General features: G+C 70.7%; 24 protein-coding genes, 1 tRNA gene and 2 pseudogenes. 11 read left to right on the top strand and 16 right to left on the bottom strand.

Annotated features, from left to right (window positions below; genetic code table 11):
- Positions 1-25: 25 nt before the first annotated feature.
- The gene (locus tag J7F03_RS34560; protein WP_214956552.1) at positions 26-1192 is read right to left on the bottom strand and encodes a heparan-alpha-glucosaminide N-acetyltransferase domain-containing protein; all 1167 of its coding nucleotides are present in this window, start codon (positions 1190-1192) and stop codon (positions 26-28) included.
- 141 nt (positions 1193-1333) lie between these two features.
- Here J7F03_RS34560 and J7F03_RS34555 point away from each other — a divergent pair.
- Positions 1334-1406 (top strand) — tRNA-His (locus J7F03_RS34555).
- A gap of 80 nt (positions 1407-1486) precedes the next feature.
- Here J7F03_RS34555 and J7F03_RS34550 read toward each other — a convergent pair.
- The 7 genes and pseudogenes from J7F03_RS34550 to J7F03_RS34520 all read right to left on the bottom strand — a co-directional run bounded on the left by J7F03_RS34550 (position 1487) and on the right by J7F03_RS34520 (position 8327).
- On the bottom strand, positions 1487-3547 hold the full coding sequence (locus J7F03_RS34550) for a phosphocholine-specific phospholipase C (protein WP_214956550.1): 2061 nt from the start codon (positions 3545-3547) through the stop codon (positions 1487-1489).
- A 280-nt stretch (positions 3548-3827) separates the two neighbouring features.
- A complete protein-coding gene (locus J7F03_RS41580) occupies positions 3828-4505 on the bottom strand; it encodes a hypothetical protein (RefSeq protein ID WP_251072920.1) in 678 nt (225 codons plus the stop codon).
- 79 nt (positions 4506-4584) lie between these two features.
- Positions 4585-4686, bottom strand: a pseudogene (locus J7F03_RS34540) (peptide-methionine (R)-S-oxide reductase); the annotation flags it as partial.
- 27 nt (positions 4687-4713) lie between these two features.
- Positions 4714-5307, bottom strand: a complete 594-nt coding sequence (locus tag J7F03_RS34535) for an ATP/GTP-binding protein (RefSeq protein ID WP_251072919.1) — start codon at positions 5305-5307, stop codon at positions 4714-4716.
- Entirely contained in the window at positions 5294-5662 is a 369-nt protein-coding gene (locus tag J7F03_RS34530; protein ID WP_214956549.1) for a DUF742 domain-containing protein, read from the bottom strand. Before J7F03_RS34530 ends, J7F03_RS34535 begins: the two co-directional genes overlap by 14 nt.
- Positions 5662-6084, bottom strand: a complete 423-nt coding sequence (locus J7F03_RS34525) for a roadblock/LC7 domain-containing protein (RefSeq protein ID WP_214956548.1) — start codon at positions 6082-6084, stop codon at positions 5662-5664. The genes J7F03_RS34530 and J7F03_RS34525 overlap by 1 nt, the downstream gene beginning before the upstream one ends.
- On the bottom strand, positions 6081-8327 hold the full coding sequence (locus J7F03_RS34520) for a sensor histidine kinase (protein WP_308380083.1): 2247 nt from the start codon (positions 8325-8327) through the stop codon (positions 6081-6083). Before J7F03_RS34520 ends, J7F03_RS34525 begins: the two co-directional genes overlap by 4 nt.
- 449 nt (positions 8328-8776) lie before the next feature.
- Here J7F03_RS34520 and J7F03_RS34515 point away from each other — a divergent pair, with 449 nt between their 5' ends.
- Positions 8777-9589 carry a phosphorothioated DNA-binding restriction endonuclease gene (locus tag J7F03_RS34515; protein ID WP_374104432.1) on the top strand — a complete coding sequence of 271 codons (813 nt, stop codon included), beginning with the start codon at positions 8777-8779 and terminating at the stop codon, positions 9587-9589.
- Positions 9590-9671: 82 nt separating this feature from the next.
- Here J7F03_RS34515 and msrB read toward each other — a convergent pair whose 3' ends face one another.
- From msrB to J7F03_RS34495, 4 genes are all read right to left on the bottom strand, one after another.
- Positions 9672-10085 carry a peptide-methionine (R)-S-oxide reductase MsrB gene (gene msrB, locus J7F03_RS34510; RefSeq protein ID WP_214956545.1) on the bottom strand — a complete coding sequence of 138 codons (414 nt, stop codon included), beginning with the start codon at positions 10083-10085 and terminating at the stop codon, positions 9672-9674.
- 24 nt (positions 10086-10109) lie between these two features.
- A complete protein-coding gene (gene murC / locus J7F03_RS34505) occupies positions 10110-11504 on the bottom strand; it encodes a UDP-N-acetylmuramate--L-alanine ligase (RefSeq protein WP_214956544.1) in 1395 nt (464 codons plus the stop codon).
- A 77-nt stretch (positions 11505-11581) separates the two neighbouring features.
- Positions 11582-12049 carry an indole-3-glycerol phosphate synthase gene (locus J7F03_RS34500; protein ID WP_214956542.1) on the bottom strand — a complete coding sequence of 156 codons (468 nt, stop codon included), beginning with the start codon at positions 12047-12049 and terminating at the stop codon, positions 11582-11584.
- 147 nt (positions 12050-12196) lie between these two features.
- Positions 12197-12970, bottom strand: coding sequence for a pyrimidine reductase family protein (locus tag J7F03_RS34495; RefSeq protein WP_214956540.1), 774 nt, complete (start codon positions 12968-12970; stop codon positions 12197-12199).
- A gap of 84 nt (positions 12971-13054) precedes the next feature.
- Here J7F03_RS34495 and zapE point away from each other — a divergent pair, with 84 nt between their 5' ends.
- The 5 genes from zapE to J7F03_RS34470 all read left to right on the top strand — a co-directional run bounded on the left by zapE (position 13055) and on the right by J7F03_RS34470 (position 17426).
- On the top strand, positions 13055-14116 hold the full coding sequence (gene zapE, locus J7F03_RS34490) for a cell division protein ZapE (protein WP_374104434.1): 1062 nt from the start codon (positions 13055-13057) through the stop codon (positions 14114-14116).
- Between the two features lie 61 nt (positions 14117-14177).
- Positions 14178-14606 carry an OsmC family peroxiredoxin gene (locus tag J7F03_RS34485; protein WP_214956535.1) on the top strand — a complete coding sequence of 143 codons (429 nt, stop codon included), beginning with the start codon at positions 14178-14180 and terminating at the stop codon, positions 14604-14606.
- A 238-nt stretch (positions 14607-14844) separates the two neighbouring features.
- Entirely contained in the window at positions 14845-16230 is a 1386-nt protein-coding gene (locus J7F03_RS34480) for an alkaline phosphatase PhoX (protein ID WP_214956533.1), read from the top strand.
- Between the two features lie 216 nt (positions 16231-16446).
- Positions 16447-16584, top strand: a complete 138-nt coding sequence (locus J7F03_RS42820; RefSeq protein WP_374104431.1) for a hypothetical protein — start codon at positions 16447-16449, stop codon at positions 16582-16584.
- A gap of 416 nt (positions 16585-17000) precedes the next feature.
- Positions 17001-17426, top strand: a complete 426-nt coding sequence (locus tag J7F03_RS34470) for a hypothetical protein (RefSeq protein ID WP_214956531.1) — start codon at positions 17001-17003, stop codon at positions 17424-17426.
- A 110-nt stretch (positions 17427-17536) separates the two neighbouring features.
- Here J7F03_RS34470 and J7F03_RS34465 read toward each other — a convergent pair whose 3' ends face one another.
- Both J7F03_RS34465 and J7F03_RS42155 read right to left on the bottom strand, forming a co-directional pair.
- On the bottom strand, positions 17537-18562 hold the full coding sequence (locus J7F03_RS34465; RefSeq protein WP_251072950.1) for an XRE family transcriptional regulator: 1026 nt from the start codon (positions 18560-18562) through the stop codon (positions 17537-17539).
- A gap of 135 nt (positions 18563-18697) precedes the next feature.
- A pseudogene (locus J7F03_RS42155) lies at positions 18698-18877 on the bottom strand (helix-turn-helix domain-containing protein); the annotation flags it as partial.
- Positions 18878-19120: 243 nt separating this feature from the next.
- Here J7F03_RS42155 and J7F03_RS34460 point away from each other — a divergent pair.
- From J7F03_RS34460 to J7F03_RS34445, 4 genes are all read left to right on the top strand, one after another.
- Positions 19121-20419: an aminotransferase class III-fold pyridoxal phosphate-dependent enzyme gene (locus J7F03_RS34460; protein WP_214956528.1), complete on the top strand. Its 1299-nt coding sequence runs from the start codon at positions 19121-19123 to the stop codon at positions 20417-20419.
- A gap of 61 nt (positions 20420-20480) precedes the next feature.
- The gene (locus J7F03_RS34455; RefSeq protein ID WP_214956527.1) at positions 20481-21725 is read left to right on the top strand and encodes a hypothetical protein; all 1245 of its coding nucleotides are present in this window, start codon (positions 20481-20483) and stop codon (positions 21723-21725) included.
- 82 nt (positions 21726-21807) lie between these two features.
- On the top strand, positions 21808-23127 hold the full coding sequence (locus J7F03_RS34450) for a UDP-glucose/GDP-mannose dehydrogenase family protein (RefSeq protein ID WP_214956526.1): 1320 nt from the start codon (positions 21808-21810) through the stop codon (positions 23125-23127).
- A complete protein-coding gene (locus tag J7F03_RS34445) occupies positions 23091-23273 on the top strand; it encodes an NUDIX hydrolase (protein WP_308380082.1) in 183 nt (60 codons plus the stop codon). Before J7F03_RS34450 ends, J7F03_RS34445 begins: the two co-directional genes overlap by 37 nt.
- 197 nt (positions 23274-23470) lie before the next feature.
- Here the strand turns inward: J7F03_RS34445 and J7F03_RS34440 are convergent, their stop codons facing one another.
- Complete coding sequence (locus J7F03_RS34440; protein WP_214956524.1) at positions 23471-25087, bottom strand: IS200/IS605 family accessory protein TnpB-related protein; 1617 nt, start codon at positions 25085-25087, stop codon at positions 23471-23473.
- Complete coding sequence (locus tag J7F03_RS34435) at positions 25080-25652, bottom strand: IS607 family transposase (RefSeq protein WP_214956522.1); 573 nt, start codon at positions 25650-25652, stop codon at positions 25080-25082. The genes J7F03_RS34440 and J7F03_RS34435 overlap by 8 nt, the downstream gene beginning before the upstream one ends.
- Positions 25653-25663 lie beyond the last annotated feature (11 nt).

Raw genomic sequence — 25663 nt, 5'->3', positions numbered from 1 at the left:
CCGGGATGCCCGCCGCCCCGCCGGTTCAGGCGGGCGGCCGCCGCGGCGGGGTCAGCGCCCGCAGGGCCCACTCCAGCGGCCCGCGGCGCAGCTCCGTACCGCGCAGGTAGTGCTCCCAGGCCAGGCAGCCGGCGACGGCGCAGGCGGAGAAGCCCGCCAGGACGTACCAGCCGCTCCAGCCGCGCGCGAACAGCGCCAGCGCGAGCGCGTGCACGACGTAGACCGACAGGGCCATCGCGCCGACGGCGGCGAGCGGCCGCAGCGCCTTCGCCACCCGGGAGACGCGCGCGGCGAGGGCGAGCAGGCCGAGGAGGGCGGCCCCGACCCCGGCGTTGCCGAGGGTCTCCAGCGGGGTCTGGTTGTAGGGGCCGGCCAGCAGCAGCCAGTCCCAGGAGGTGCTGGGGACGGCGCCGAACTGCTCGCCCAGGACGGCGGCGACCGGATCGGGCTCCGCCGTGGCCCAGGGGTGCTCCCGCGCGACGGCGGCCAGCAGCGGTGCGCGCCGGCCGCCCGGGCCCAGCGCGAGCCAGGAGGCGCCGTAGCCGATGACGGCGGCCGCCGCCCCGGCCGCGGTCAGCAGTCCGAGCGACCGCTTGCCCCGCGGATCGACGAGGCGGCCGAGGGCCATGCCGGCCAGGATGTACGGGAAGTAGGTGAGCAGCGGGTACGCGCCCGAGAGCAGCAGCTCGCGCACCGTCCCGGCGGCGCCGCTCCAGCTCGCCAGGTCGGCGGGGACCGGCGTGCCGCCGCGCCCGCCGGTGCGCAGCCCGACGGCCGCGCCCAGGGTGTAGGAGAGGACCGGGCCCAGCACCACGGCGACGCCCGCGGCGGCCGCCAGGGTGGGGGTGCGCAGCCGGGTGAACGGCTCGGCGGCCAGGAAGTAGACGGCGTAGAAGGCCAGGATCACGAGGATCCCGGGTGAGAGCGCGGCGAGGCACAGGCCGAGCGCGGCGAGGATGGCGCAGCTGGTCAGGGTCGCCCGCAGCGGTGGCGGCCCGGCGGCCCGGGAGCGGGCGAGCGCGAGGGAGAAGCCGGCGATGAGGGTGAAGACGGCGGGCGCCCGGCCGTCGGCGGCGACCAGCAGCCAGCCCGCGCCCTCGGGTGCGGGCGGCGGGCCGACGTGGACCGCGAACATGCCGAGGACGGCGATGCCGCGGGCGGCGTCCAGGCCGGTGAGACGGTTTGCTCCCATATGGGTATGGAGGGTGATCCCGGCGGCCGGGTTGCCTCCCGCCTCCCACCTGCCGTGGCGCGATAAAGGCGTCGCGGGAGCACCCCGCTGATCGGCTATGCTGTGCTTGCACATCGAACGGGCGGTCCGCCGCCCTTCGTGGTGGGTGTAGCTCAGTTGGTAGAGCACCTGGTTGTGGTCCAGGTGGCCGCGGGTTCAAGTCCCGTCACTCACCCTGATCCCGTGGGGGGTACGAGGTTTTCCTCGTACCCCCCACGGGTTTTTGCTGTCTTTGCCGCGCGCCGGACGACCGCGTCAGACGGTCTTGATCGCCGGGTCCGAGACGCCTACCGCGCCCGTTTCGACGTGGCCGGCGAAGCGGCGCAGGAAGGTGGTGTCCGCGTCGGAGACGACCTTGACGTCGTACCAGCGGGCCGTGGCGGCCAGGTCCGCCGTGTACGCGGCCGTGCCGCCCGCGGCGACCCGCAGGGTCTGGGCCGCGCCGCCGTAGGCGTTGGTCACCGTGAGGTTGACCGCCGTCGTGCCCGAGTTGGCCAGCGTCAGCTTGAGGTTGCCGGTGGCCGCGTCGTGGCGGGCCGTGACCTCGGGGCCGGCCTTCTTCGCCGGGCCCTTCCAGGTGCGCAGGAAGCCGTTCGGGCCCCAGACCGTGAGGTTGACCTGGTTGCCGGTGGAGCTGCTCGTGCTCCAGGTGTCCGACAGGGTCTTGCCCGCCTCGACCGTGTAGGGCCACGGGCCGTCCGTACGGTTGCCGGAGGTGCTGTGGAAGTGGGCGCCGAGGGAGGGGCCGGAGGAGAAGGTCAGGGTGAACTTGCCGGTGGAGACGGTGGCCTTGCCGTCCACGTACGGCTGGTACCCGAGCGCGCGCGTCGGCTTCGCGCCCGCCTCCTGCTTGGGCAGGGTGCCGGTGGCCGGCGGGGTCGGGTGGTAGGACGGGTGGCGGTCCTTGTCCGGCGGGAGGTAGCCGGCCGTGGAGGGCAGCGGGGCGGGCACGGCGTCGGCCCGGGTGAAGTCGAAGGCCGAGGTCAGGTCACCGCAGACGGCGCGGCGCCACGGCGAGATGTTGGGCTCCTGCACGCCGAAGCGCTTCTCCATGAAGCGGATCACCGAGGTGTGGTCGAAGGTCTCGGAGCAGACGTAGCCGCCCTTGCTCCACGGGGAGACCACGATCATCGGGACGCGCGGGCCGAGCCCGTAGGGGCCGGCCGTGTAGCCGCCGCCCCCGGCGTACAGGTCCTTGGAGACGTCCGCCGTGGACAGGCCCCAGGCCGAGGACGTGGGCGGGTACGGCGGGACCACGTGGTCGAAGAAGCCGTCGTTCTCGTCGTAGGTGATGAACAGCGCCGTCTTCCCCCACACCGCCGGATTCGCGGTCAGCGAGTCCAGGACCTGCGAGATGTACCAGGCGCCGAAGTTCGTCGGCCAGTTCGAGTGCTCGCTGAAGGCCTCCGGCGCGGCGATCCAGGAGACCTGCGGCAGGGTGCCGTTCACCACGTCCGCGCGCAGTTTGTCGAAGTACCCCTCGCCCGCCTTGACGTTGGTGCCGGTGCGGGCCTTCTCGTACAGGGCGCTGCCGGGCTGGGCGTTGCGGTAGGTGTTGAAGTACAGCAGCGAGTTGTCGCCGTAGTTGCCGCGGAAGGCGTCGTTGATCCAACCCCAGGAGCCGGCCGCGTTCAGGCCGTCGCCGATGTCCTGGTAGACCTTCCAGGAGACCCCGGCCGACTCCAGGCGCTCGGGGTAGGTCTTCCAGCCGTAGCCCGCTTCCTGGTTGCCGAGGACGGGGCCGCCTCCCACACCGTCGTTGCCCGTGTGACCCGTCCACATGTAGTAGCGGTTGGGGTCCGTGGCACCGATGAAGGAGCAGTGGTAGGCGTCGCACACGGTGAAGGCGTCGGCGAGGGCGTAGTGGAACGGGATGTCGTTCCGGGTCATGTACGACATGGTCGTGGCCGTCTTGGCCGGAACCCACTTGTCGTACTTGCCGTTGTTGTACGCCTGGTGGCCGCCCGCCCAGTCGTGGTTCAGGCCCTCCAGGAACTGCATCCCGAGGTCCGCGATCTGCGGGTTGAAGGGAAGGACGTCCTTCGTGCCGTTGGACTGGTGGAAGACGGACTTGCCGTTGTCCTGAAGGACCGGTCGCGGGTCGCCGAAGCCCCGGACCCCCTTCATCGCGCCGAAGTAGTGGTCGAAGGACCGGTTCTCCTGCATGAGGACGACGACGTGCTCGATGTCCTGGATGGTTCCGGTGGTGCCCTGTGCCGATATGGCGGCGGCGCGCGCGATGCTCTCGTTCAGCATCGTGATCGCGGCGGTGCCGCCTGCGATCTGCAGGAACCGGCGGCGGTTGAGTTCTGCCATGGTGTGACGACCTCTGCGGGTGAGACGGTGAGGGGGTGCCGAGGGGCGCCCCAAGAACAGCGGCCCCGGGGTACCGGTCGGCGTTGCTTTCGTGACAGTGGGCCGTACACCTGGAGAACGGAAGCCCTCGTACGCCGGTTCACGCCCCACGGACGCCTTTCCGCCCCGCCCCACGCCGGCCGCCCCGCCCCGTATCACCGGCCCCGCCCCACCGCCGGGCCCGGGGCGGCCCGTCCTCACACCCTGGCGCCCCGGCGGGCCCCGCAGGCCGGGCCGGGTCTCATCTGACCGGGGGGCAGGCCAGACCGGCCGCCGCGCAGCGCGCCTCGAAGTCCGGCGGCAGCCAGCCTCCGCCGAGCAGTCGGGGGTGGGCCGGGAAGGCGCTGTGCGCGGCCAGCGCGAACATCAGCGAGGCCCACGGGGACTGGACGCGGACGGTGAGGAACCCGCCCCCGTCCACGTTCTGGAATCCGCACTCCAGGACGTCCGCCCCGACCAGGTCCATGGTGGCGAGCCCCGACCAGTTCAGGTCCAGGTAGCTCTGCGGGTGCCCGAAGTACGCGCGCCGCTCGGTGACGGTCAGCTCGCCCGGGCCGTCGCAGACCCACCGGGGCTGCGCGTCGGCCGCGGCCCGGTTGCGGCGGGCGGCGTTGCCGAGCGCGGATCCGACCATGCTTCCGATGACGAAGCCGGTCCCGCCGAAGGCGACCACGCTGCTCTGCTGGTAGGAGCCGTCGCCCAGCGCCCGCCAGGTGTAGCGCGTGGCCGGGCCCGCCGCGAGCGACAGCTCCCCGGGGGCCAGGCGCACCGTGGAGGGCACGGGGGAACGGGCGGAGAGCCGCCCGTTCACGAGGTCGTGCACCACGTGGCAGGTGTACAGCAGGTGGTCGTCGACCGCTGTCCACGCGGGCGGCCGCCACACGTCGGCCGGCCGCTCCGCATAAGAGTTCTCGTCCATCTCCCCCGCCGACTTCGGCCTGTGAACCGGTGGTCGCCATCCTAGGGACCACACGGCGGGGCCGCGGCGCGGTGTTCGGTCAGCTCTCCTTCGGAGTGAGCCTCAGGGAGATGGAGTTGATGCAGTACCGCTGGTCCGTGGGGGACGGGTAGCCCTCGCCCTCGAAGACGTGGCCCAGGTTGCAGGCCGTTCAGCCGGCTCGACCGCTTCAGACGGTCGCCGCGGCCCCCGCGTTGGCGATGAGCTGGTCGAGGAGCGAGAGCAGGCAGGCGCGGACGTCCTGGCGGGAGCGGGCGTCGAGCATGAGCACGGGGGTGTTCGGATCGCGCAGGTGCAGGGCCGCTGCGATCTCCTCCCCGGTATACGGCTGCTCGCCGTGGAAGCAGTTCGCGCCGACCACGAACGGCACTCCGCGGCTCTCGAAGAAGTCGACGGCCGGGAAGCTGCGGTCGAGGCGTCGCGTGTCGACCAGCACGATCGCCCCGAGTGCCCCGGCCAGCAGGTCGTCCCACATGAACCAGAAACGTTCCTGGCCCGGTGTGCCGAACAGGTAGAGGACGACTCCGGCGTCGGTGAGGGTGATCCGGCCGAAGTCCATCGCCACGGTGGTGACCGTCTTGGACTCGATGCCGTCGAGGTCGTCGACGCCGACACCCGCGGCCGTCAGCCGCTCCTCCGTACGCAGCGGCTCGATCTCGGAGATCGTCTCCACCAAGGTCGTCTTGCCGACTCCGAATCCACCGGCGATGAGGATCTTGACCGGGGCCGATTCCTGAGGGGCGGGCGTGTCATATCCGGGCAAGATTGTCCCTGATTCTCATGAGCAGGTGGACGTTGGTGGTCTCGGCGCCCGCCAGGGGCGGCCGGTGGTGGATCAGCCCGCGGTCGGCGAGTTCGCCGAGGAGCAGCGTCATCGGGGTGAGGCGGATGTGCATCCGCGCCGCTATCTCGGCGACCGCCCGACCGCCCGGCGCCGTGCACATGGCGAGGATCTCCTGCCACTCGGTGGGTAGACCGGCGTGGGCGTCCTCGGCCACCGCCGCCGTGATCGTGGTGTCCATGGTGAGGACGGTGTGCGGAACGGCTGTACGTCCGTCGGTCAGGGCGTATAGCCGCGTCCGGCGGCGCCTTGCGGGCTGGGACTCGTCCTCCGGCATTACGCGGTCGGCACCTGGGCGCGCTCCGGGGTGCTCAGCCACTCGCCGAGCGCCTGGGCGGTCCGTACGGCCTCGCCGCCCAACTCCCCGAGCCGCGCCTTGCGAGAGGTCACCACGATGAGCGTGCTGCCCTCACCGCACCCGACGATGCAGAGGTACCTGTCGTCCATCTCGACCAACTGGCGAATGACGCGACCGCCGTCGACCTCCCGGGATATCGCCTTCATCGTGGCCGCGATGCCGGAGGCCGCGGCCGCCATGCGCTCGGCCTGGGGCTGGTCCAGCAGGTAAGCGCTGAGCTTGATGCCGTCGTTGGACAGGAGCACCGCTCCCTGGATGCCGGCGATCCTGCTCAGGTTGTTGTCCAGGACGCTGTAGATCATGTCGTTGGATGTCGCGGTGTTCGATGAGGAGGTAGTCATGGCTGATCCCGTCGGAGCTCTTCTTCCACTGTCTGGGTCCCGTGTTCGTAGTCCGCCCAGGCGTCGGCCACCTCTTCGGGAGTCGCTGTGTCCTGCCGGACGGCTGTTTCCGGCGCGCTGGGCGCGCGTAGCTGCTCGGCGATATGGGTCTGCGGGACGCGCTCGGGGAGGGCCGGCCTCGTGGGGCCGTCCGCCGGGGCCGGCCGGACCGCGGCCCCGGGCGCAGGCGCAGGCACCGTCGTACGGCGGCTCGGCAGCCCGGCGCCCGTGTGCAGGACCAGCTCGTGCTTGCGCTCCTCGGGAAGGCGCGGCGCCGGGGCGGCGGCGGACGGCGCCGCGGGCGCGGGCTCGCGCGCGGGCTCGCGCGGTGCTTCTCCTTCGGCCGCCACCAGCAGTTCCCTGGGGAGGATCACCACGGCGGAGGTCCCTCCGTACACCGAACGGCGCAGGGTGACCGTCGCCTGGAGCTGGTCGGCGAGGTGACCGACCACGAAGAGCCCGAGCCTGTGCGCGTTTTGCGCCAGGACGGAGTAGGGCGGGGCCTGGTGCAGGCGCCCGTTCATCTCCTCGTACCGCTCCGGGGTCACCCGCGGCCCACGGTCCTCGATCTCCACCGACAGCCCGTCCGCGACCATTTCGGCGCGGATGACCACCTTCGACCGCGGCGGGGAGAACCGGGTGGCGTTGTCCAGCAGCTCCGCGAGCAGGTGGCTGATCTGGCTGACCACGCGCGGTTCCACGCTGGTCTCGTCCAGGGCCTGCCGCTCGATGCGCCGGAAGTCCTCGACCTCCGCGGCGGCTTCGCGCAGCAGGTCGGCGACACGCATGGGCTCGGTGTGCGGGTCGGGGACCTCGCCGCCCGCCAGGATGAGGAGGTTCTCGATCTGCCGCCGCATGCCCACCGTCAATTGGTCGGCCCGCATCAACTGGGCGAGCAGCGCTTCGTCGTGGCCGAAGGTGTCCTGGAGGTCCTCGGTGAGGCTCAGCTGGCGGCTGACCAGGTTTCCGGTGCGCGAGGCGATGCCCGTGGCGAACAGACCGAACCCGTGACGCTCGGCCGCGAGCTGCCGGTGCCCGTCGACGGATACGGCGACGGCCCGGGCGAACGCGTCGCTGATGCGTCCGACCTCGTCCCGGTCTCCGCGCACCATCGGCAGGACCTCGGCGTCGACGGACTGCCCGCGCTGGAGCCGGGCGACGACGTCGGGGAGGGTTTCCTCGGCGACGGTCACCGTGCGTTCGTGCAGGTCGTGCAGACGGCGGAGCACCGATCGCGTGGTGAACACGACGACGACCACGACGACCAGCAGCCCGCCACCGCTCCCCCCGATCAGCCACGCGACCTCGGTCTCCAGCTCCGCGGCCTTGGCCTCGCCGCGCGTGAGCACGCTCCGCGCCCGGTCGACGTTGAGCGTGGCCATCTGCACCGAGAAGTTCACGTGCGCGGACCGCCAGCCCCCGACCTCGGCGGGCAGCTTGATGCCGGATGCGACGTCCGTGTGCTCGGTGACGACCGCGTTCTCGATACGGATCTTCCTCTGCCAGTCCGGGGAGGCGACGATCCGCTCGTAGAACCGCCGGTCCCCCTCGGACAGATAGGGCACGACCCATGTCTCGTACAGGTACCTGTGGGCTCCCACGGCACTCATGAACTGGTCGAAGCCGGCGGCGTTCAGTTCCCTGGACGGCCCGGCCAAGGCCAGGAGCGAGTCCTCACGCGCCACCATCTCGGTGGCCGAGAGCATGGACACCACGGGCCGGCTCTCCTGGACGAGTTCGGCGTCCTCCGCGTGGCTGAACTCCTGCTGGTACGCCTGGATGACCGCGCCGATCACCCCGGTGTAGTAGGCAAGCGTGCCGTCGGCGCCGCCGGTGCGGGCATCCGCGCGCTGGCGGTACGCGGCCAGGCCGTCGAGCCGCCGGTTCACTTCCCCGAAGGACGCACCCGAATCGCCGGCCAGCCGACGGAACTCGGCCGCGGCCCGGTCCGTGGCCTCCCGCCGGTTCCGCAGCTCGTCCTCGGCCCCGGCGGTGCCCGCCCACAGCGCGGCGGTCGACGTCCGCTCGGCCTGCATGTCGACCATGAGCGTGTAGAGCGGTGCGCCGATCCGCTCGGCGGCCGCGACATCGGCCCGCAGGTGTTCCGACTTCGCCAGCAACCGCCCGGCGGTCACCGTCACTTGAGTGCCCATCGCCACGGTGGGGAGCACTGCCAGCCAGATGAGCAGGGTGCGAAGGCGCACGGTGCGCCGCCGACGGGTCGTCGACTGCCCTCGTACGCCTACGGGTTCTATCGGAGACATCGGACCTCGGGAGCGGGGGACGGCGGGGGGACGGCTGGGGGTGCCGATCATAACCAGCCACACCGAGGAAGTGGATAGGTGTCTTCCGCGACCAAAGCGTGCTATCGGCTGCGGATCACCGCAGGCGAGAGACCTGATCGGAACCCAACCGCGACGTCCTCGACACCAAGGCGGGAAGACCGCGCCTCGTGGGGTGACCTCCGGTCTACCGGTGGAGGTCACCCGTGCGCGGTGGCAGGGTGAGGTGGTGCCCTCACCATTCCGTCGACTCGGCATCGCTCGCCGGAGAAGCCGTAAACGGAAGTCTCATAGGCTCGCCTCGTTGTGCCCCAAGGACTGGGCCTTCAGTGGCCTTGCCGCGACCGATGCCACCGGAGTGTACGGATCCCGTGATCCGAGATGAACTGATGAGTACGCTGTCCGGGCTGCGCCGGGCACAGATAGCGGGGCGGCGCGCCCCGCACAAGCCTCTGCTGGTGCTCTGGCTCCTGGGTCGCTTCGCCGCCTCGGGCAGCACCGCGATCGCATACGACGAAGCAGAAGAGCCCGTCAGCCGACTGATCAACGACTTCGGCCCTGCCGTGACGAGCCGCACCCGGGCGCGCGAGCGCGCCGCGATGCCCTTCGTACACCTGGAACGCGCGCTGTGGGACCCACGCGACAGCGCCGGCCAGGCCATCGGCCTGGACGCCCCGGAGCGAGGCAGCTGGCTGCGAGCTCGCGGCGCCAACGGGCGGCTGCGCCCCGAAGTGGAGGCGCTGCTCGCCGACTCGGGCACGCTGGCGGGTGTGGCCCGGCTCCTGCTGGAGCAGCACTTCACCGCCATGCTGGAGACGCCGGTGCGCGACGCAGTCGGGCTGGACCTGACAGCGCTCGACGAGGCGGCGTACGGGCCGGCTCAGCGGCAGCGGCGCGCACGGCGGGCCGGCTTCGCGGAGGAAGCGCTCCAGGCGTACGCGTACGCCTGTGCCTTCTGCGGGTTCGACGGGGCGCTGGGCAGGAATCCCGTAGGTCTGGAGGCCGCCCACGTGCGCTGGCACAGCCAGGACGGCCCGGACGAGGTGAACAACGGGCTGGCCCTGTGCTCCCTCCACGGCCGCCCGGTGGCAACACCCAGGCCCGGCCGCCCCACCATCGACCCGAAGTTCGTCCTCTGGCACGGCCACCAGGTCTTCAAACGCCCAGGCTCACAAGTCGCTTAGCGGCACGAGAGCCCCGGAGACCATCGGTGGCCGGGGCTCAAGGCCTCTCGGGGGGCGCTGTCGTCTACGGCGGCCGCGCCGGTCAGCCCTCGTCGGAGTCCGGGGTCAGCCGCAGAGAGATCGAGTTGATGCAGTACCGCTGGTCCGTGGGGGTCGGGTAGCCCTCGCCCTCGAAGACGTGGCCCAGGTGGGAGCCGCACTTCGCGCAGAGCACCTCGGTGCGGACCATGCCGTGCGCGATGTCGGACTTCAGCTCGACCGCGTCGGAGTCCTTCGGGTCGTAGAAGGACGGCCAGCCGCAGTGCGACTCGAACTTCTCCGTGGAGCGGAACAGTTCGCTGCCGCAGCCGCGACAGGAGTAGACGCCCTCCGTCTTGGTGTCCGTGTACTCACCGCGGAAGGCGGGCTCGGTGCCGGCGAGGCGCAGCACCTGGTACTCGGACGGGGTCAGCTCCGCCTGCCACTGCTCGTCCGTCTTCTCTACCTCGTACGACATGACTCTTGCGCTCCCTGAGAACCGTCAGCTGGACAGGCGGGCGAGGATCTGGGGCCCCAGGTCCGTGACGTCGCCCGCGCCCATGGTGAGAACGAGATCGCCGGGCTTGGCCATTCCCGCGATGACGTCGGCGACGGCGCCCTTGTCGTGCTCGGGCGTGATGTCGGCGCCGGCCGCCCGCGCGGCGTCGATGATGATCTCGCTGGTGACCCCGGGGACCGGGTCCTCGCGGGCGGGGTAGATGTCGAGGACCACGGAGGCGTCGGCGAGGGCGAGGGCCCGGCCCATCTCCTTGCCGAGCTCCTGGGTGCGGGAGAAGAGGTGCGGCTGGAAGACGACCAGGATGCGGGAGTCCCCGGCGGCCCCGCGGATGGCCTCCAGGTCGGCGGTCATCTCCGTCGGGTGGTGCGCGTAGGAGTCGATGACCTGGACGCCGGACGCCTCGCCCTTGAGCTGGAGGCGGCGCTTGACCCCGGTGTACTTGCCGAGGGCGGAAGCCAGGTTGTGCGCCGGGATGCCGAGCGCGACACCGGCGGCGAGGGCCGCGACGGCGTTGTGCGCGTAGTGGCGGCCGGGCACCGAGACGGTGAAGGTGAGCATCCGGCCGTCGATGACGACCGTGACCTCGCTGGTCAGCCCGCGCGGGGTGATCTTCGTGATCCGGACGTCGGCTTCGGGCTCCTCGCCGTACGTGACCACCTTCAGCCCGTCGTTGCCGCGGACCCGGCCGGCGATCTCGGCGGCGCCGGCCTGGCCGTGGGCGATGACCAGGGTGCCGCCGTCGGGGATCTTGCCGACGAAGGTCTCGAAGGACTCGTAGATCTCTTCCATCGACGCGTAGTTCGCGTGGTGGTCGAGCTCGGCGTTGAGGATGATCGCGACCTGCGGCGTGTACTTGTGGAAGCTGCGGTCGCTCTCGTCCGCCTCGGCGACGAAGATGTCGCCCTCGCCGTGGTGGGCGTTGGAGCCGGGGGCGTCCAGGTCGCCGCCGATGGCGTACGACGGGTCCAGGCCCAGCGCCGAGAGGGAGACGGCCAGCATCGAGGTGGTGGTGGTCTTGCCGTGGGTGCCGGCGACGGCGATCGGCCGCAGGCCGTCCATCAGGCCGGCCAGGGCGTCGGAGCGGTGCACGACCGGGATGCCGAGCTCGGCGGCGCGGGCCAGCTCGGGGTTGTCGGCGCGGATGGCGCTGGAGACGACCACGCAGGTGGCGTCGTCGGCGAGGTGGCCGGCGGCGTGCCCGATGTGGACCGTGGCGCCGTGGGCGCGCAGCGCCTGGGCGGTCTCGGAGTCACGGGCGTCGCTGCCGGCCACCTGCGCGCCGCGCTGCGCGAGGATCTTCGCGATGCCGGACATACCGGCGCCGCCGATGCCGATGAAGTGGGGCCGTTCCATGGCGGTCGGCAGGCCGGGCTTCATTCAGGTAGCTCCAGGATCGAGGGCGTGCGGTCCGCTGGGGCCCGGCCGCTCGGCACGGGGGTTCAGCGGACTCCACCCTATTCCTTGTGGGCGAAGAGCTTGAGCACCGGAACGCCGACCTTGTGGCGCGCCCGGGAGGCCCAGTCCCGGTGGAAGAACTCCTCGACGTAGTGCGGGGCGGTCAGCACGATCACCTCGTCGGCGCCGGTCTCGTCCACCACCGCCTTGAGCTTGTCGAGGGGGTGGTCCTCGATGATCTGTCCGACGGCCTTGGCGCCCTTGGCGCGCAGGGACGCCAGGGAGTGTTCGAGCGCCTGTTCGGCGGGGCCCCGGGCGGCTTCGCCCTCCGGTTCGTCGCCCTCGCGGATGGCCTCGGGAAGTTCACCGAGCGCTACGTCGTCGATGGCGCGCAGCAGCCGGTCCCGGTCGCCGCGGGGTTGCATGAGGACGACGAAGGAGACCGGCTCGTCGCCGTGGAGGGTAGTGACGAAGTCCACGTCGACGGGGGTCAGCGGCTGCTCGATCATCAATACGCTCGTGAACACGGACGCCCTCTCCTTCGTGGGCCGAGGCCGGCTGGCCGGCCCCTGCGGAAACCATCCTGCCCCGCTCTCGCACGGGGCCCTGCCGAGACATCCTGCCCAGTTATGTGCCCAGCGGAAGCTAAGCGGAACGATATATTCCGCCCTGCTTCAGATCCGACGGTAACGCGTGAAGAGAAACCCGGCCTCTTCCAGCAGGCAGGCCGGCGCCAGGCGGTGCGGAACAGCGACGGAAGGCCCGCCGGAGATCCGCTGGGCGTCACCCGCCGTGAGCATCGGCGAGATCGTCAGGCACAGCTCGTCCAGCGCGTCGGCGGCCACGAACTGACCCAGCAGCCGGGGTCCGCCCTCGGTGAGCTGGCGGCGCAGCCCCCGGTCCGCGAGCTCCCGTACGGCGCGGGCCGGGTCCACGCCCGCCCCCTCGCCGGCCACCACGACCTCGGCGCCGGCCTTGGCGGCCTCGGCCACCCGGTCCGCGGGGGCGGCGGCCCCGGTGAGCACCAGGGTCGCCACCAGCGGTGAGGTGAACAGGGGAGCCGCGAAGTCCAGGTCCAGGCTCGCCGTGACCACCGCGATGACGGCGGCGGGGCCCTGCCCGGCGGCGCTGCGGCGGGCCGCGAAGGCCTCCCGGGCCCGCGCGGGGCGGTAGCCCTCCTGGCGAACCGTTTCCGCGCCGACGACCACCACATCGGCCAGCGCCCGCAGGGTGCCGAAGATCCGCATGTCGGTCTCGCCGGAGATGGGCTGCGAGCGCCCGTCGTGCTGGCCCGCACCGTCCAGGGTGGACACCATGTTGGCCCGCAGCCAGTGGCCGTCGGGGCCGAGTGAGGGGTACGCGTACGCCTCGGCGAGCTCGTCCAGCGACCACTCCCGGTCGGTCTGGTCTGCTGATGTCTGATCGGTCACAGGGAACAGGCGTCGCATCGGTGCAGTGTGCCACGCCCCGTAGAGTTAAGAGCTGTGTCAACATCACTCTCGCCGTCAGCGTCAGCCTCCGGGCGGCCCCCGATAGCCGACCTGGGCCCGCAGGCCCTCTGCGCCCGCGAGCCGCGGGTGCCCGCCGAACGGCTCGTGGCCGAGATGGTGCCGCCCCCGCGTTTCGACTCGGTGCGCTTCGACACCTACGACCCGGACCCCGCCCAGCCGAGCCAGTCCGAGGCCGTCAAGGTCCTCGCCGGCTTCGCCGCCGGCCTCGGCGGCGCCCACGCCACCGGCGCCGGCAGGCGCCGGTGGTTCGCTAGGACCCCGAAGGGCACAGCCCCCGCCGCCCCGCGCGGGGTCTACCTCGACGGCGGATACGGCGTCGGCAAGACCCACCTGCTCGCCTCTCTCTGGCACGCCACCCCGGCCGAGCCCGCGCTCAAGGCCTTCGGCACCTTCGTGGAGCTGACCAACCTCGTCGGCGCGCTCGGCTTCCAGCAGACCGTGCAGACCCTGGGCGGACACCGCCTGCTGTGCATCGACGAGTTCGAGCTCGACGACCCGGGCGACACCGTGCTGGTGTCCTCCCTCCTGCGCCGCCTGGTCGAGCAGGGCGTGGCCCTGGCCGCCACCTCCAACACCCTGCCCGGCAAGCTCGGCGAGGGCCGCTTCGCCTCCGCCGACTTCCTGCGGGAGATCCAGGGCCTCTCCGCGCACTTCCGGCCGCTGCGCATCGACGGCCAGGACTACCGCCACCGCGGCCTGCCCGAGGCCCCGTCGCCCTTCTCGGACGAGCAGGTGGCGAAGGCCGCCTACGCGACCGACGGCGCCAGCCTGGACGACTTCCCCGGCCTCCTCGAGCACCTCGCCCGGGTCCACCCCAGCCGCTACGGGGCCCTGACCGACGGCATAGCGGCCGTCTGCCTCACCGACGTCGGCCCGGTCCCCGACCAGTCGACCGCGCTGCGGCTGGTCGTCCTCGCGGACCGTTTGTACGACCGCGAGATACCGGTGCTGGCGTCCGGCGTCCCCTTCGACAAGCTCTTCAGCGAAGAGATGCTGAACGGCGGCTACCGCAAGAAGTACTTCCGGGCCATCTCGCGGCTCACCGCGCTGGCACGCGACGCGAAGCCCCTGGTGTCCCAGTAGGTTTGGACGCGTCGGTCCGTTCCACGGGCCGGCCGTTTCCACTTCCGCGAAGGGATCCACCATGGCTGCCACACGCAACGCACACGCCGTCTGGGAAGGCGACCTGTTCGAAGGCAAGGGCGTCGTCACGCTCGACTCGTCCGGCCTCGGCAGCTACCCCGTCTCCTGGCCCGCCCGGACCGACGAGGAGGCGAACGGGCGGACCAGCCCGGAGGAGCTCATCGCCGCCGCGCACTCCAGCTGCTACAACATGGCCTTCTCGAACATCCTCGCGAAGGCGGGCAACCCGCCGGCCAAGCTCACCACCTCGGCCGCCGTCACCTTCGTGCCGGGCAAGGGCATCACCGGGATCCACCTCACCGTCGAGGGCGACGTGCCGGGCCTGGACGGCGACGCGTTCGCCGCCGCCGCCGAGGACGCCAAGCAGAACTGCCCGGTCAGCCAGGCCCTGACGGGCACGACGATCACGCTCAGCGCGAAGCTGGCCTGACTCCTGCCGGTTCCCGGCCGGACACCCGACCCCGGCAGGGACCGGCTGCGCCGGCCCCTGCCGGGTCGGGGCCGGCACCGAGGCGCGGTCGGACACGGTCGCGCGGGGAGCAACTCCGCCCGGCGGTGGGAGCGTACGCCCGTCAGGGGGCACGCGGCGGTGCGGCGGCCCGGGCCGGCCGGGCCCGCGTGGTACCACGGCTCGGTCGTACGTCCTGCACCACCGCCGGGAGTTGCCGATGCCGCCGATCCCCCTCAGCAGGCGCAGCCTGCTCGCCGCCGGCTCCGTCGCCTTCACCGGAGCACTCGGCGCGCTCTTCGCCGGGGCCGGACCGGGCACCGGGGCGGGTACCAGGGCGGGCGCGGCGGCACCCGCCGCCGCGCGGGGCTACGGTCCGCTCGTGGCCGACCCCGCCGGGCTGCTCGACCTGCCGGCCGGGTTCACGTACCGGGTGCTCTCACGCGCCGGCGACCCGCTGCGCTCCGGTGAGGGCACGGTCCCGGGCAACTGTGACGGCATGGCCGCCTTCGGCGCCGGACAGGGCCGCGTCCGGCTGGTCCGCAACCACGAGAACCGGACCACCGCGGCCCTGCGCGTACCGCCCGTCGACGGGCTCACCTACGACCCGTACGCCCTCGGCGGCTGCACCCTCCTCGACCTCGACCCGGCGGGCCGGGTCACCGGCGAACGCGTCGCCCTCGCCGGTACCGCCGTCAACTGCGCGGGCGGCCGCACCCCCTGGAACACGTGGCTGTCCTGCGAGGAGACCGAGGACCGGGCGGGCACCGCCGGCTACGCCCGCGACCACGGCTACGTCTTCGAAGTCGACCCCGCCGACCCCCGCCGCTCCGGCGCGGTCCCGCTCACCGCGATGGGCCGCTTCGCGCACGAGGCCGTCGCCGTCGACCCGTACCTCGGGGTGGTCTACGAGACCGAGGACGCCTTCGTCGAACCCTTCGGCCTCTTCTACCGGTTCCTGCCCGACCGCCCGCTCGGCGGCCTCGGCTCCCTGCGCGCGGGCGGCACCCTGGAGGCCCTGCGCGTACCGGGACTGACGAACCTGGCCGTGGTGGACGAGCCCGGGGCCCGGTTCCCGGTGGAATGGGTGCCCGTACCGGACCCGTCGGCGTCCGGAACCCCGATCCGGCTCCAGGACTTCGGGCCCGGCGGGATCACCCACGCGCAGAAGCTGGAGGGCTGCTACGGGGGCGGCGGCGGGGTGTACTTCGTCTCCAGCTACTCCCGCACCCGCGAGGGCTCCCCCGCCGACCACAACGGCCAGGTCTGGTTCTACGACCCGCTGCGCGCCCGGCTCCGGCTGGACGTGGTGTTCGGCCCGGCCGCCGACGTCCGGCTGCCCGGCGACTCCCCCGACAACATCTGCCTCGCGCCGGACGGCGGCCTGATGGTGTGCGAGGACGGCGGCGGCGCGCAGTACGTCTTGGGGGTGACCCCCGGCGGCGAGGTCTACCCGATGGCCCGCAACGCCGACGACGTCGGCAAGCCCGGGGCGCCGGAGTGGGGGGAGTTCGCGGGCGTCACCTTCTCACCGGACGCCCGCACGATGTACGTCAACGCCTACACGCCCGGAACCACCTTCGCCGTGACGGGCCCGTGGCACTGACCGGAATCGACGGATCGAGGTAGCAGCGGTGACCAAGAAGGACAACAAGAAGGCGGCGGCGAAGTCCAGGGCGGCGCCCGCGAGGCCGCGGACCCCGGCCGGGGTCACGACACCCCACTGGGTCCCCTGCTCCGCGTCGCCCCCGGCGAGCGCGTCGACCTCGGGGCCTTCCACCCCGGCGCGGCCCCGGCCGGTCCCGCCGACAAGGCGGCCGGCATGGCGGCCACGGCCCAGATGGCCGAACGGCTCGCCTCCCTCCAGGAGCGGCTCTACGCCGCCAGCACCGCCGGCGACCGCCGCCGCGTCCTGCTCGTACTCCAGGGCATGCACACCAGCGAAAGCCTTGCTTCTTAGCCGTGTCTCAACTTCTTGACCACGTTGACCCTTGACCCGTCCATGGCGTCCTTCAGGCGTTGCTGGGCTTGAAGTGTGACATCAAGAGCCTGTGCGTCCTGTCCAGCGTCCCCCGGGCAACGCAGGCCTACCCGCACGTGAAGGCAGAGTTCGAGCTCAGGATCGGGAGGTCATCGGGCTTCGGCGCGAGTGCGCCTGATGGGGGGCATGATCGCGACGATGTCGGACCGCCTCAGCTCTATCGCCGAGACCAATGCCAACCGGGTGCGGGACGAGTGGCGCCGAACCGACTTCGATGCCCCCGTGCGGTGATGAGCGCTTGCGGAGGGCGCGGACGCGGACGGTTCGTGACGCTGGCCGGCTGCTTGTGACGTGGCATCTTCGGACATACGCCACTTACATCAATAATCGGTCATGTGAGACATTTGGGCGAGGATGCGGACGCGATCGACGTGGTGGCCTACGAGACGTACGAGGAACACCTCCGGATTCCCGATCCCCGCGCGGCTGACGACGAATGGCATGGGTACCGCGCAGCCGTCCGGATGCGACACGAGATCCGGGCCCGGCGATGCCAGGAGGAGCGGCAGCGGCTGGAGGCATCCATGGACGAGGCCAACCGGCTCTGGAGGACTCAAGTCGCGGTGATCGCGCGGGGCTTTGACGAGTATTTCGCGGGGCAGAAACGGGTTCAGCACGAGGTCTTCGGGTTCCGGAGCGAGATGAGGACGATGGGCGAGATCGTGGCCCAGACCGCGGATCGGGTGGGCTCCATTGCCGAGGCCAACGCCACCCGTGTACGGGACGAGTGGCGTCGGCAGTTGGACGGGGCCCCGCGTTAGCGATCAGGCTCATGTACCGGGCTCCCTGCATCGACGCCGCAGGGAGCCCTTCGCAGATCGCGGGTCAGTCTGCATTTGCGCAGGAAGGAACAGAGACCGGTGAGCCACGTTCAGTCCCTGAGCCCCGATCGTGCAGCGAGCCCGCGTAGTTCCCCTGTCGTGCGGCCGGATACGAGAAGGCCCTGGATCATCGACTTCACCGCAGGTCGGGCATGGGTTTCCTGCGGGGCGACACGCTCGGCGGCCAGTAGGGCGCGCACGCATTCGTCGCGGCGCCCCCACGCGGCGTAGGCGGTGGCGACGTCGGTGTAGTAGCGGGCCCGGCGCTCCGCGGTGGGGAGTTCCTGGGGGGAAAGGGCTCGGGCGGCGGTGAGGGCGAGGCTGGGGTCTCCGGTGGAGTTCTCGGCGGAGATCAGGTGCAATTTGACGGTGGCGGGGCTGAATCCTCCGCCATGGTGGCGCAGGCGGGTTGTGCCGCGGAGGGTGGTGGCGATGGCGGTGGCCTCGTCGGTGAGGTCGCGCATACCCTGGGCGTCACCGCCACGGGCGGCGGTATAGGCGGCGGATTGCACCAGCAGGCCGCGCTGTGCCGCTCCGTCGGACCCGAGGGCCCGTAGGCGAGGGTCGTCGGCGGCGGTGAGGGCCAGGGTCATGGCTTCACGTGCCCAGCCGGCGCGGCGGGCGAGGACGGCGAGTTGCCGGGCGGCCTCGGTGGACTGCATGACGTCGCCGTGGGCCTCGGCATACTGCTTGGCTCTGTCGGCGGCCATCCATCCGAGTTGTTGCTCGTCAAGCTTGACGAGCATCCGGGTGGCCAGGATGTAGGCCCTGGCGAGATTCTGTTCCGCCCCCGGATCTTGGGCGTGGCCGGCTCGAATCGCGTTCGGCAGTCGGGTCGAGAGGGCGGTGTAGTCGCAGGCGTGGAAGGCGGCCAGCGCCTTATCGAGTTCTGCTTCCGGCGGGACCTGGGCCAGATCTATTGGAGTGCCGATTCCGAGCATGGCGTCCCTGAGCCGACCCACCAGCACGGTTTCGATCGGGGTCTGATCCTCATCTGCGCCGGCCGGTAGGGGGATGCCGGTGGCGGCGGCGGCCGTCATCGCCAGGCCCGCCGCCAGTAGGTTCCTCCGTTTCATCTGCTCTTCCTCTTCTCCTCCCTCTGGCCCTCGGCTTGCCCGGTGGACGGGCAGGCGAGGCCAGGGGCCAGCCTCTCCGGACAGGCCGGGGCGTGGTCCGGCGGGGGGCCTGGGGGAGAGTCCCAGGTCGGCCGGTGCGATGTCGAGCGCCGTCGCGAATCGCCACAGTACGTCGATGTCCGTCAGCGGGGAGACTCCCCGCTCGTACCGGGACACCGTGGCGGCCGAGTATCCAGTTCGTTTGCCTAACTGGGCCAACGTCATCCCGTGTTCGTTCCGGGCCCGGCGTACCACGTTCCCGGCATCGGTCGTCATATCCGGCTCCTGATCGGTCGTTGTCGGGCGTGCCCTATACGGGTCCCGGCAGCGTGCACCTCCTTTTGCACCTCATGCAAGGGCCTTTGCAGCCGGGGGAAACGGCCTATCGACGCCGGTGCCCGATGCAGTCCCATGTGAGCACCGGGGCACAGCCCAACGGCCGGCCCCGGAATCACCCCCGAACGGACCAGCACGTCATCCCCATCCACCAGTGAGCACACCTGAGAAGGGACTCTCTCCATGGATCGGTACCTGCCCAGTCGCGAGCGGCTGCTGACGTCATCCAGGCCCTTGCCGGACTTCGAGGTCGTGGGATCAAGCGGCCCCTGGCTGCACCGTGCTGACGGCACCCGGATCTTCGACGGATCGAGCGGGCTCCTCTGCGTGAACGTGGGCCAGTCCAGCAGGAAGGTGTTCGACCGAATCGAGCAGCAGTTCCACCGCTACTCGTTCGGTGGCTCCGCTGTCGTCCAGCCTCACATCCAGATGGAGCTGATGGACCGCCTGTGCCGCGCCGTGGGCCGCCCGGAGGACTCCGTCGCCCTGACCACGTGCGGAACGCTCGGCGTGGAGGTAGCGGTAGGACTGGCCCGGAACATCGCACGGGCGCGTGGCGATAGGCGGCTCGGGGACATCCTGACGTCCAATCTGAGCTACCACGGAAACTCCATGTTCACCCTCGGGGTCGCGGGCAACCAGCTCCGCAACCCTCGTCCGGAAGACCGATGCGGCCTCGGCCCCGCCTTCCCGGCGCCCTACCCCCCGACGCACGGCCACGCCCACGAAGGGCACGGGTGCGATGCCTCGTGTGCCAGCGAGGTGGCGCAGGCGATCGACAGCAGGGGCGCGGAGAACGTCGCCGCGGTCCTGATCGAGCCCATCAACGGAACCACCGGCGGCGGCTTCGTGCCCCCGGGCGGTTACCTGCGGCGCGTCTCGGAAATCTGCCGGGAGCGGGACGTCCTGGTCATCCACGACGAGGTCTTGACTGGGCTGTGGCGCACCGGCCTGCCTCTGGCGAGTCATCACTGGGACGGGTGTGAGCCCGACCTGGTCATCCTGTCCAAGGGCCTGGGCGCCGGCTACGCCGGTGTGGGAGCGGTGCTGGTGTCGCCGGAAATCGCGCCGCTGCTGCGGCACAAGGACGTGGACCCGCTGCCCGCGATGGGCACCATGGCCACCCACCCCCTCATGGCGGCGGCCTGCCTCGGGGTCCTGGATGAGCTGGAATCCATGGACTCCGGTGCCTTCGCGAACCGCGGAGAGCAACTCAGGGAGTCTCTTCGGTCCCTGACCGGCTGGACGACGGTGCGGGACGTCCGGGGTGTCGGCCACCTGTACGGGGTGGAGGTCGCTCCTGGCCTGCTCTGGCCCCTGATGGAGGAGTGCGAGCGGCGCGGCGTCTTCTTCTACCCGTTCACCGGAGCCGGCGACCCGCGCAGCGAGGGCCTGGTCGTCGCGCCCCCGCTGAACTCCAGCAGCGATGACATCGACTTCCTGACCGCCGCTCTCACCAACGCGGTGGCCTCCCTCAGCTAGCCCACCCGCCGCCCCCCTCCAAGGGGACGGACCGTTTCGACTCAGAGATCGAGGACACGACATGCAGTTTCCCGTCACGGTCATCGACCAGCTCGATGAGGACCAGCTCCGCAAGTGGCACGACTTCTACGGGGTGACCGCGGACCGGCCCCGCTTCGAGGAAGAAGGCATCTGGCGGCGCACCCAGCAGGAGGAGACCGCCTCCAACTCCGGCTGGACGGGCGAGGGCGACGCGCGCCGCCGCGTCGTTCACTACTGGCACCAGTACGGGCTGGTGGACACCACCGCGGCGCCGTCTCTGGCCATGCAGCAGATGTACCTGTACCACTCGGTTGCCGCTCCGAAGGCCGAGATCGAGGCGGCGTGGGAGCAGAACCACGCCATGCTGACCGAGGGCGGCTGGAAGAAGGCCGGTCCGGGCCGGTTCGAGCTGGGTGACCTGCGCGTCCACATGATCCGCATGGAGGAGCACCCGGAGGATCTTCGGGCAGGCCGCCGGCTTCCGGAGGACTACGAGGTCATCGACACCACGTTCACCTCCGTCAACACCTTCCCCCCGAGGACGATCCGCCGCCGGCCGTGGGAGGTTCTGACCCACGGTGTCCGGGTCAAGGACACCCCCGGGAAGCCCGTCTACGCCGAGAACCTGGCACAGCTCACGGACTTCCTGCCGTTCCAGGTCGAAGTCGGCTGCGGCGTCTCCTACGAGGCCGGAATCCCGCCGCTCCACCGGCTCCACGAGATCTACCACGTCAACCTGATCGAGGACGAGCTGCTCGGCAAGGGCTTCACGTTCGTCCTCGCCCCGGGACAGGACCCGCTGCTCGCGGAGATGTTCCTCAACACGGAGGACAAGGTCGGCGAGCTGTCGGACATGTACCGGGCCTGCTTCAACGCCGAGGTCACCCCGGCCCTCCACGCGCTCAAGCGCATGGAGGAGGCCGGGCACATGGTCGGCCCGTTCATCACGAACAACTTCGACGGGTTGGGAGCCCGCGCCGGCTTCGAGGAGGAGTTCATGCGCCGCTACGACCAGCGGATCCCGCCGGTCACCTTCCACCCCGACGCCAAGGCCTTGGTCGTCATCGGGCTGCACGCCGACCGGCGGTGGGTCGCCAAGCGGGCCCGCGCGGCCGGCCTCCAGGTCTTCCACGTCGACCCGGAGGGATTCCCCCGTCCCGACGGAAGCTGGTTCGAGTACCCGCTGGAGGCCCCGCAGACCGGTGACGTCGTCGTACGGCAGACGGCAGCCGACGCGATCAGCGACCTGGAGCGGCTGCTGAACCTCAGCCGCGACAACGCCTGAACTACGGGGCCGGGGAGCGCTAGCCTCTGAGGCTTGTTCCCCGGCCCCGTACACGGGCCCCTCCCAGAGTGAGAGTCAAGGAATGCGCATTTCAGTAATCGGCTGCGGGCACCTCGGCATTCCGCACGCGGCAGCGATGGCCGAACTGGGCCACGAGGTCATCGGTGTGGACGTCGATCAGGCCAAGGTAGACAGCCTGAACTCCGGCCAGTGCCCCATCTACGAGAGGGGCCTTCCGGAGCTGCTCGACCGGCACACCACGAGCGGCCGTCTGCGGTTCACCACCGACATCCACGAGGCCGCTGCGTTCGCTGAGCTGCACTTCATCGGCGTCGGCACTCCCATCGACGCTGACGGCCGCTCCTACGACACAGCGCAGGTCTTCGGCGCTGTCCGCCAACTCGCCCCGCTGCTGGACCGGCCGTGCACGATCGTCGGGAAGTCGACTGTGACCGTCGGAACGACCGTCCAGGTCACCGCGCTCGCCCAAAGGCTGGCCCCGGCCGGCACCTCAGTGGAAGTGGTGTGGAATCCGGAGTTCCTCCGCGAGGGGCACGCGGTGGAGGACACTCTCCGACCAGACCGCATCATCGCCGGCGTCACCACCGCCGAGGGCGAGAAGGCAATCCGAGCCGTCTACGCGCCCATCCTGGACGCCGGTGTCCCGATCTTCGTCACCGACCCGCCCACCGCCGAACTCGCCAAGGGCGCCGCGAACAGCTTCCTCGGGCTGAAGATCAGCTACATCAACGCGGTTGCCGACATGTGCGAGGCTGCCGGCGGAGACATCTCGAAGATCGTGGAGATTCTCGGTATCGATCCGCGGATCGGAAGCGGAGGCATGCAGCCCGGCATCGGCTACGGCGGCGGCTGCCTGCCCAAGGACATCCGTGCATTCACCGCCTCCGCACAGCAGCTCGGCGCCAGCCGGGCCGCCGCTCTCCTACGCGCCGCCGAGGAGGTCAACGAGTCCCGAACCGATGTGGCCATGGGCCTGATCGCCCGCGCCCTGGGGCGCCCCATCAAGGGAGTCCGGGCCACCGTATGGGGCGCATCTTTCAAGCCCGGCACCAACGACGTTAGGGAAAGCCCGGCCCTCGCCCTGGCCCACGCTCTCCAGCAGGCCGGCGCAACCATCACCGTTCACGACCCGCAGGCCGTGGCCACAGCCATGATTCGCAATCCCGAACTCGACTACACCGACGACCTGCCCGCCTCCCTCAATGGCGCCGACCTCGTCGTCCTGGCCACCGAATGGCCCGCGTACCAGCAGGCCAACCCCGGGGCCCTCGTAGACCACCCCGCGAACCCCCTGCTCATCGACTGCCGGACCACCCTCAACGCCGAGACCTGGCGTGCAGCGGGATGGACCGTCCACCAGCTCGGACGGCCCGGGAAATGAAAGAGCGCGTCCGAGCCGTCCTGCTCACCGAGAACAACACGATGCTGGCCATCCGCCGGAACCGGCCCGGCATCCCCGTGTACTGGGTCCTTCCTGGCGGCGGCGTCGAACCGTCTGATGAGAGCCGCGAAACGGCACTTCATTGAGGTTCTTGGCCGTGTGAGCTAGACCGGCCTTCGCCGCGTGTCTCCGAGTGAGACACGCGGCGGTTCTTCCAACCTCGGCGCATCGGTCCGCTGGAGCGTGATTTCTGAGACAGGATCTGCGTGGACATGTCTCATGCCCGGATACCGGCCGGCAAGGGCGGCACGGTCAAGCACGTGATCGGCCTGTTCAACCGTTCCTAAGCAGTGAACATGAGTTGCACTGGCGCGCCCCGAACGGTTGTGGGCGCGCTGGTCTCCCGCTTTCTCTTCCCGTTCGGTGACGGCTCTCCAGGGGGCCGGTCCGTGGCGGATGGGCGGGTTTCCTCACGCCCTCGGGTGCCTCGTGCGGCCTGGACGGTCCGATGCCCGTGACGATCACTCTGGTCGTCACGGGGCGGTGCCGTCCGTCGCCGGATGGGGTGCCCGAGGGCGCGTCGTCCGATCGCGATGCTTGCGGCATCGTGTCGGGTGGTCTTGCGGCGGGACGTCCGCATGGGCTTGCGCCAGTGCTGCGCGCCCCACACGGAGGTATAGGCGGGATCGACCGCGACGATCGCCAGGCCGTGCTCGGTTGCCATGGAAATGAGGCGTGCGCGGAGTTTCGCGGTCGGGAAGCGGGAGATCAGATTGCGGAACGTCTTCCTGCGCCCGTGCTTCTCACGGGTCTTCTCCGGCGTGAAGTCGAGGTCTTCGATGGCAATGGCCTTGACGCCGGCCTGCCTGGCCCAATTCAGCAGGCGGGTCAGAGCGTGGCGGATCTGCGCGTCACGATGGTCCGCGCTGCCGGACGTGTCGAAGCAGAAACGGCGAGGCTCGCCCTTCGGGTTTCCGTGGACATCCAGCAGCCAGGCCGCCAGGTGATCGTTGTTGGTATCAACGCCGATCACGCCGTGGGCCAGTGCCGTTTCCAGGGGCAGGGTCCGGACCGGCGGGATCTGCCAGGAGGCGGTCACATACCAGCGCCCACGCACCGCGTCTTCATGGATGCGGTAGGCCACAGCCATGTTCGCGTCGATCCGGTCCCGCCACTGGCCGCCCCGGTGTTTGAACGCCACCTTTCCAGAGAGCACGTACCGGCCGTGGCCGGCGTTCGCCAAATGGGCGAGCGGTGCCGGGAGTTTGATGCTGATCTCACCGTCGGGAGCGATGCGGATGGTTTCGTTGCCGAACCGCTTGCCTGATTCCCCGTCGGCCTGGAGGAAGCGGCGCTCCGCCTCCCACCGCCGGCGCCACTCAGCCTCGCTCAGCCCGGCGGCGGCAAGGTTGTGGCGGGCCTTGAGCAGGCGCTTCCCTCCACGTACCACCCGCACGCGGCCCGCTTCCCGGTCCGCGCGCACCGCATCCAGCCGTTCCTCCAGCACGTGGAGGCGACGGGTTTTCTGGAACCACTCACTTTTCGACTGGTAGCCGCCCAGGGAACGTTTGCTGCTTTTCTCCCTGATCGGTAACGACAAGCGGTGCGAGATCGCCTCGATACCGGCTTCCAGGTTTTGAATGAAGGCGAGCTGGCAGCGGCGGGCCAAAGCCCACTGGTCATGCGTGGCCTTTGTCGCCGCGCCCGCATACCGCGACGACGACTGCGGTGTGAGTTCACGCTTACGCTCCGCCCACGTATCGGTGGAATGCGCAAACCCCTGCGAGCAGCGAGTTTTCAGGTCCAGCGCGGCCAGCGAACCCATATGGTCGCCGACCAGCCGGAGAACCTTCTCGTCTGCCGCCGACACGCGGATACGGTCGCGTATCGCCACCCCCGACGGGCCAAGGGCAACAAACGGGTCATCGATCGCGCGGAGCTTCTTTTTGGAGTCAGCCACTCCCGGCCGCCTCCAGTGCCTTCCTTGCGCGGCCCTTCGCGCTGCGACGCCCGTACAGGCGGGCGCAGAATGATGTCAGAACCTCCACCATGTCCCGCACGAGGTCGTCTTCGACTTCACCGTCATCCAGCACGACGAGGCGGCGGCCACAAGAGGACAGAGCCGCTTCAACCAGTTCCATGTTCATGCGGCCGAGCCGGTCCTTGTGCTCCACTACGGTGGTCACGTCCGGATCGGCCAGTAGGCGGCGGGCCTTCGGTCTGGAGCCGTTCATGCCGGAACCGGTCTCGGCCTCCACCCGTACCACCCGGTGCCCGGCCTTCGCGGCCCACGACGACAAGCGTGCGACCTGGCGTTCCAGATCCGCCTTCTGATCGTGGGAGGAGACACGGGCGTACAGCCCGAGACCACCCACGATTTCCAGCGTGGTGTTGGCCTCCAGGTTCACCAGGATCGTGCGCGGACCGACCCTCTGAGCCGGTACCGGCAACACCCCCTCACGGAACCAGCGATACGCGGTCTGCGGATGCACACCCTGCGCCTTCGCCCACTCCTTGAGGTTCATGGACACAACCG

This window comes from Streptomyces sp. ISL-43 (assembly GCF_018614195.1).
Taxonomy (GTDB): Bacteria; Actinomycetota; Actinomycetes; order Streptomycetales; family Streptomycetaceae; genus Streptomyces.
Note: the sequence above shows the minus strand (reverse complement) of the source record. Positions and strands in the feature narration are given on the sequence as shown.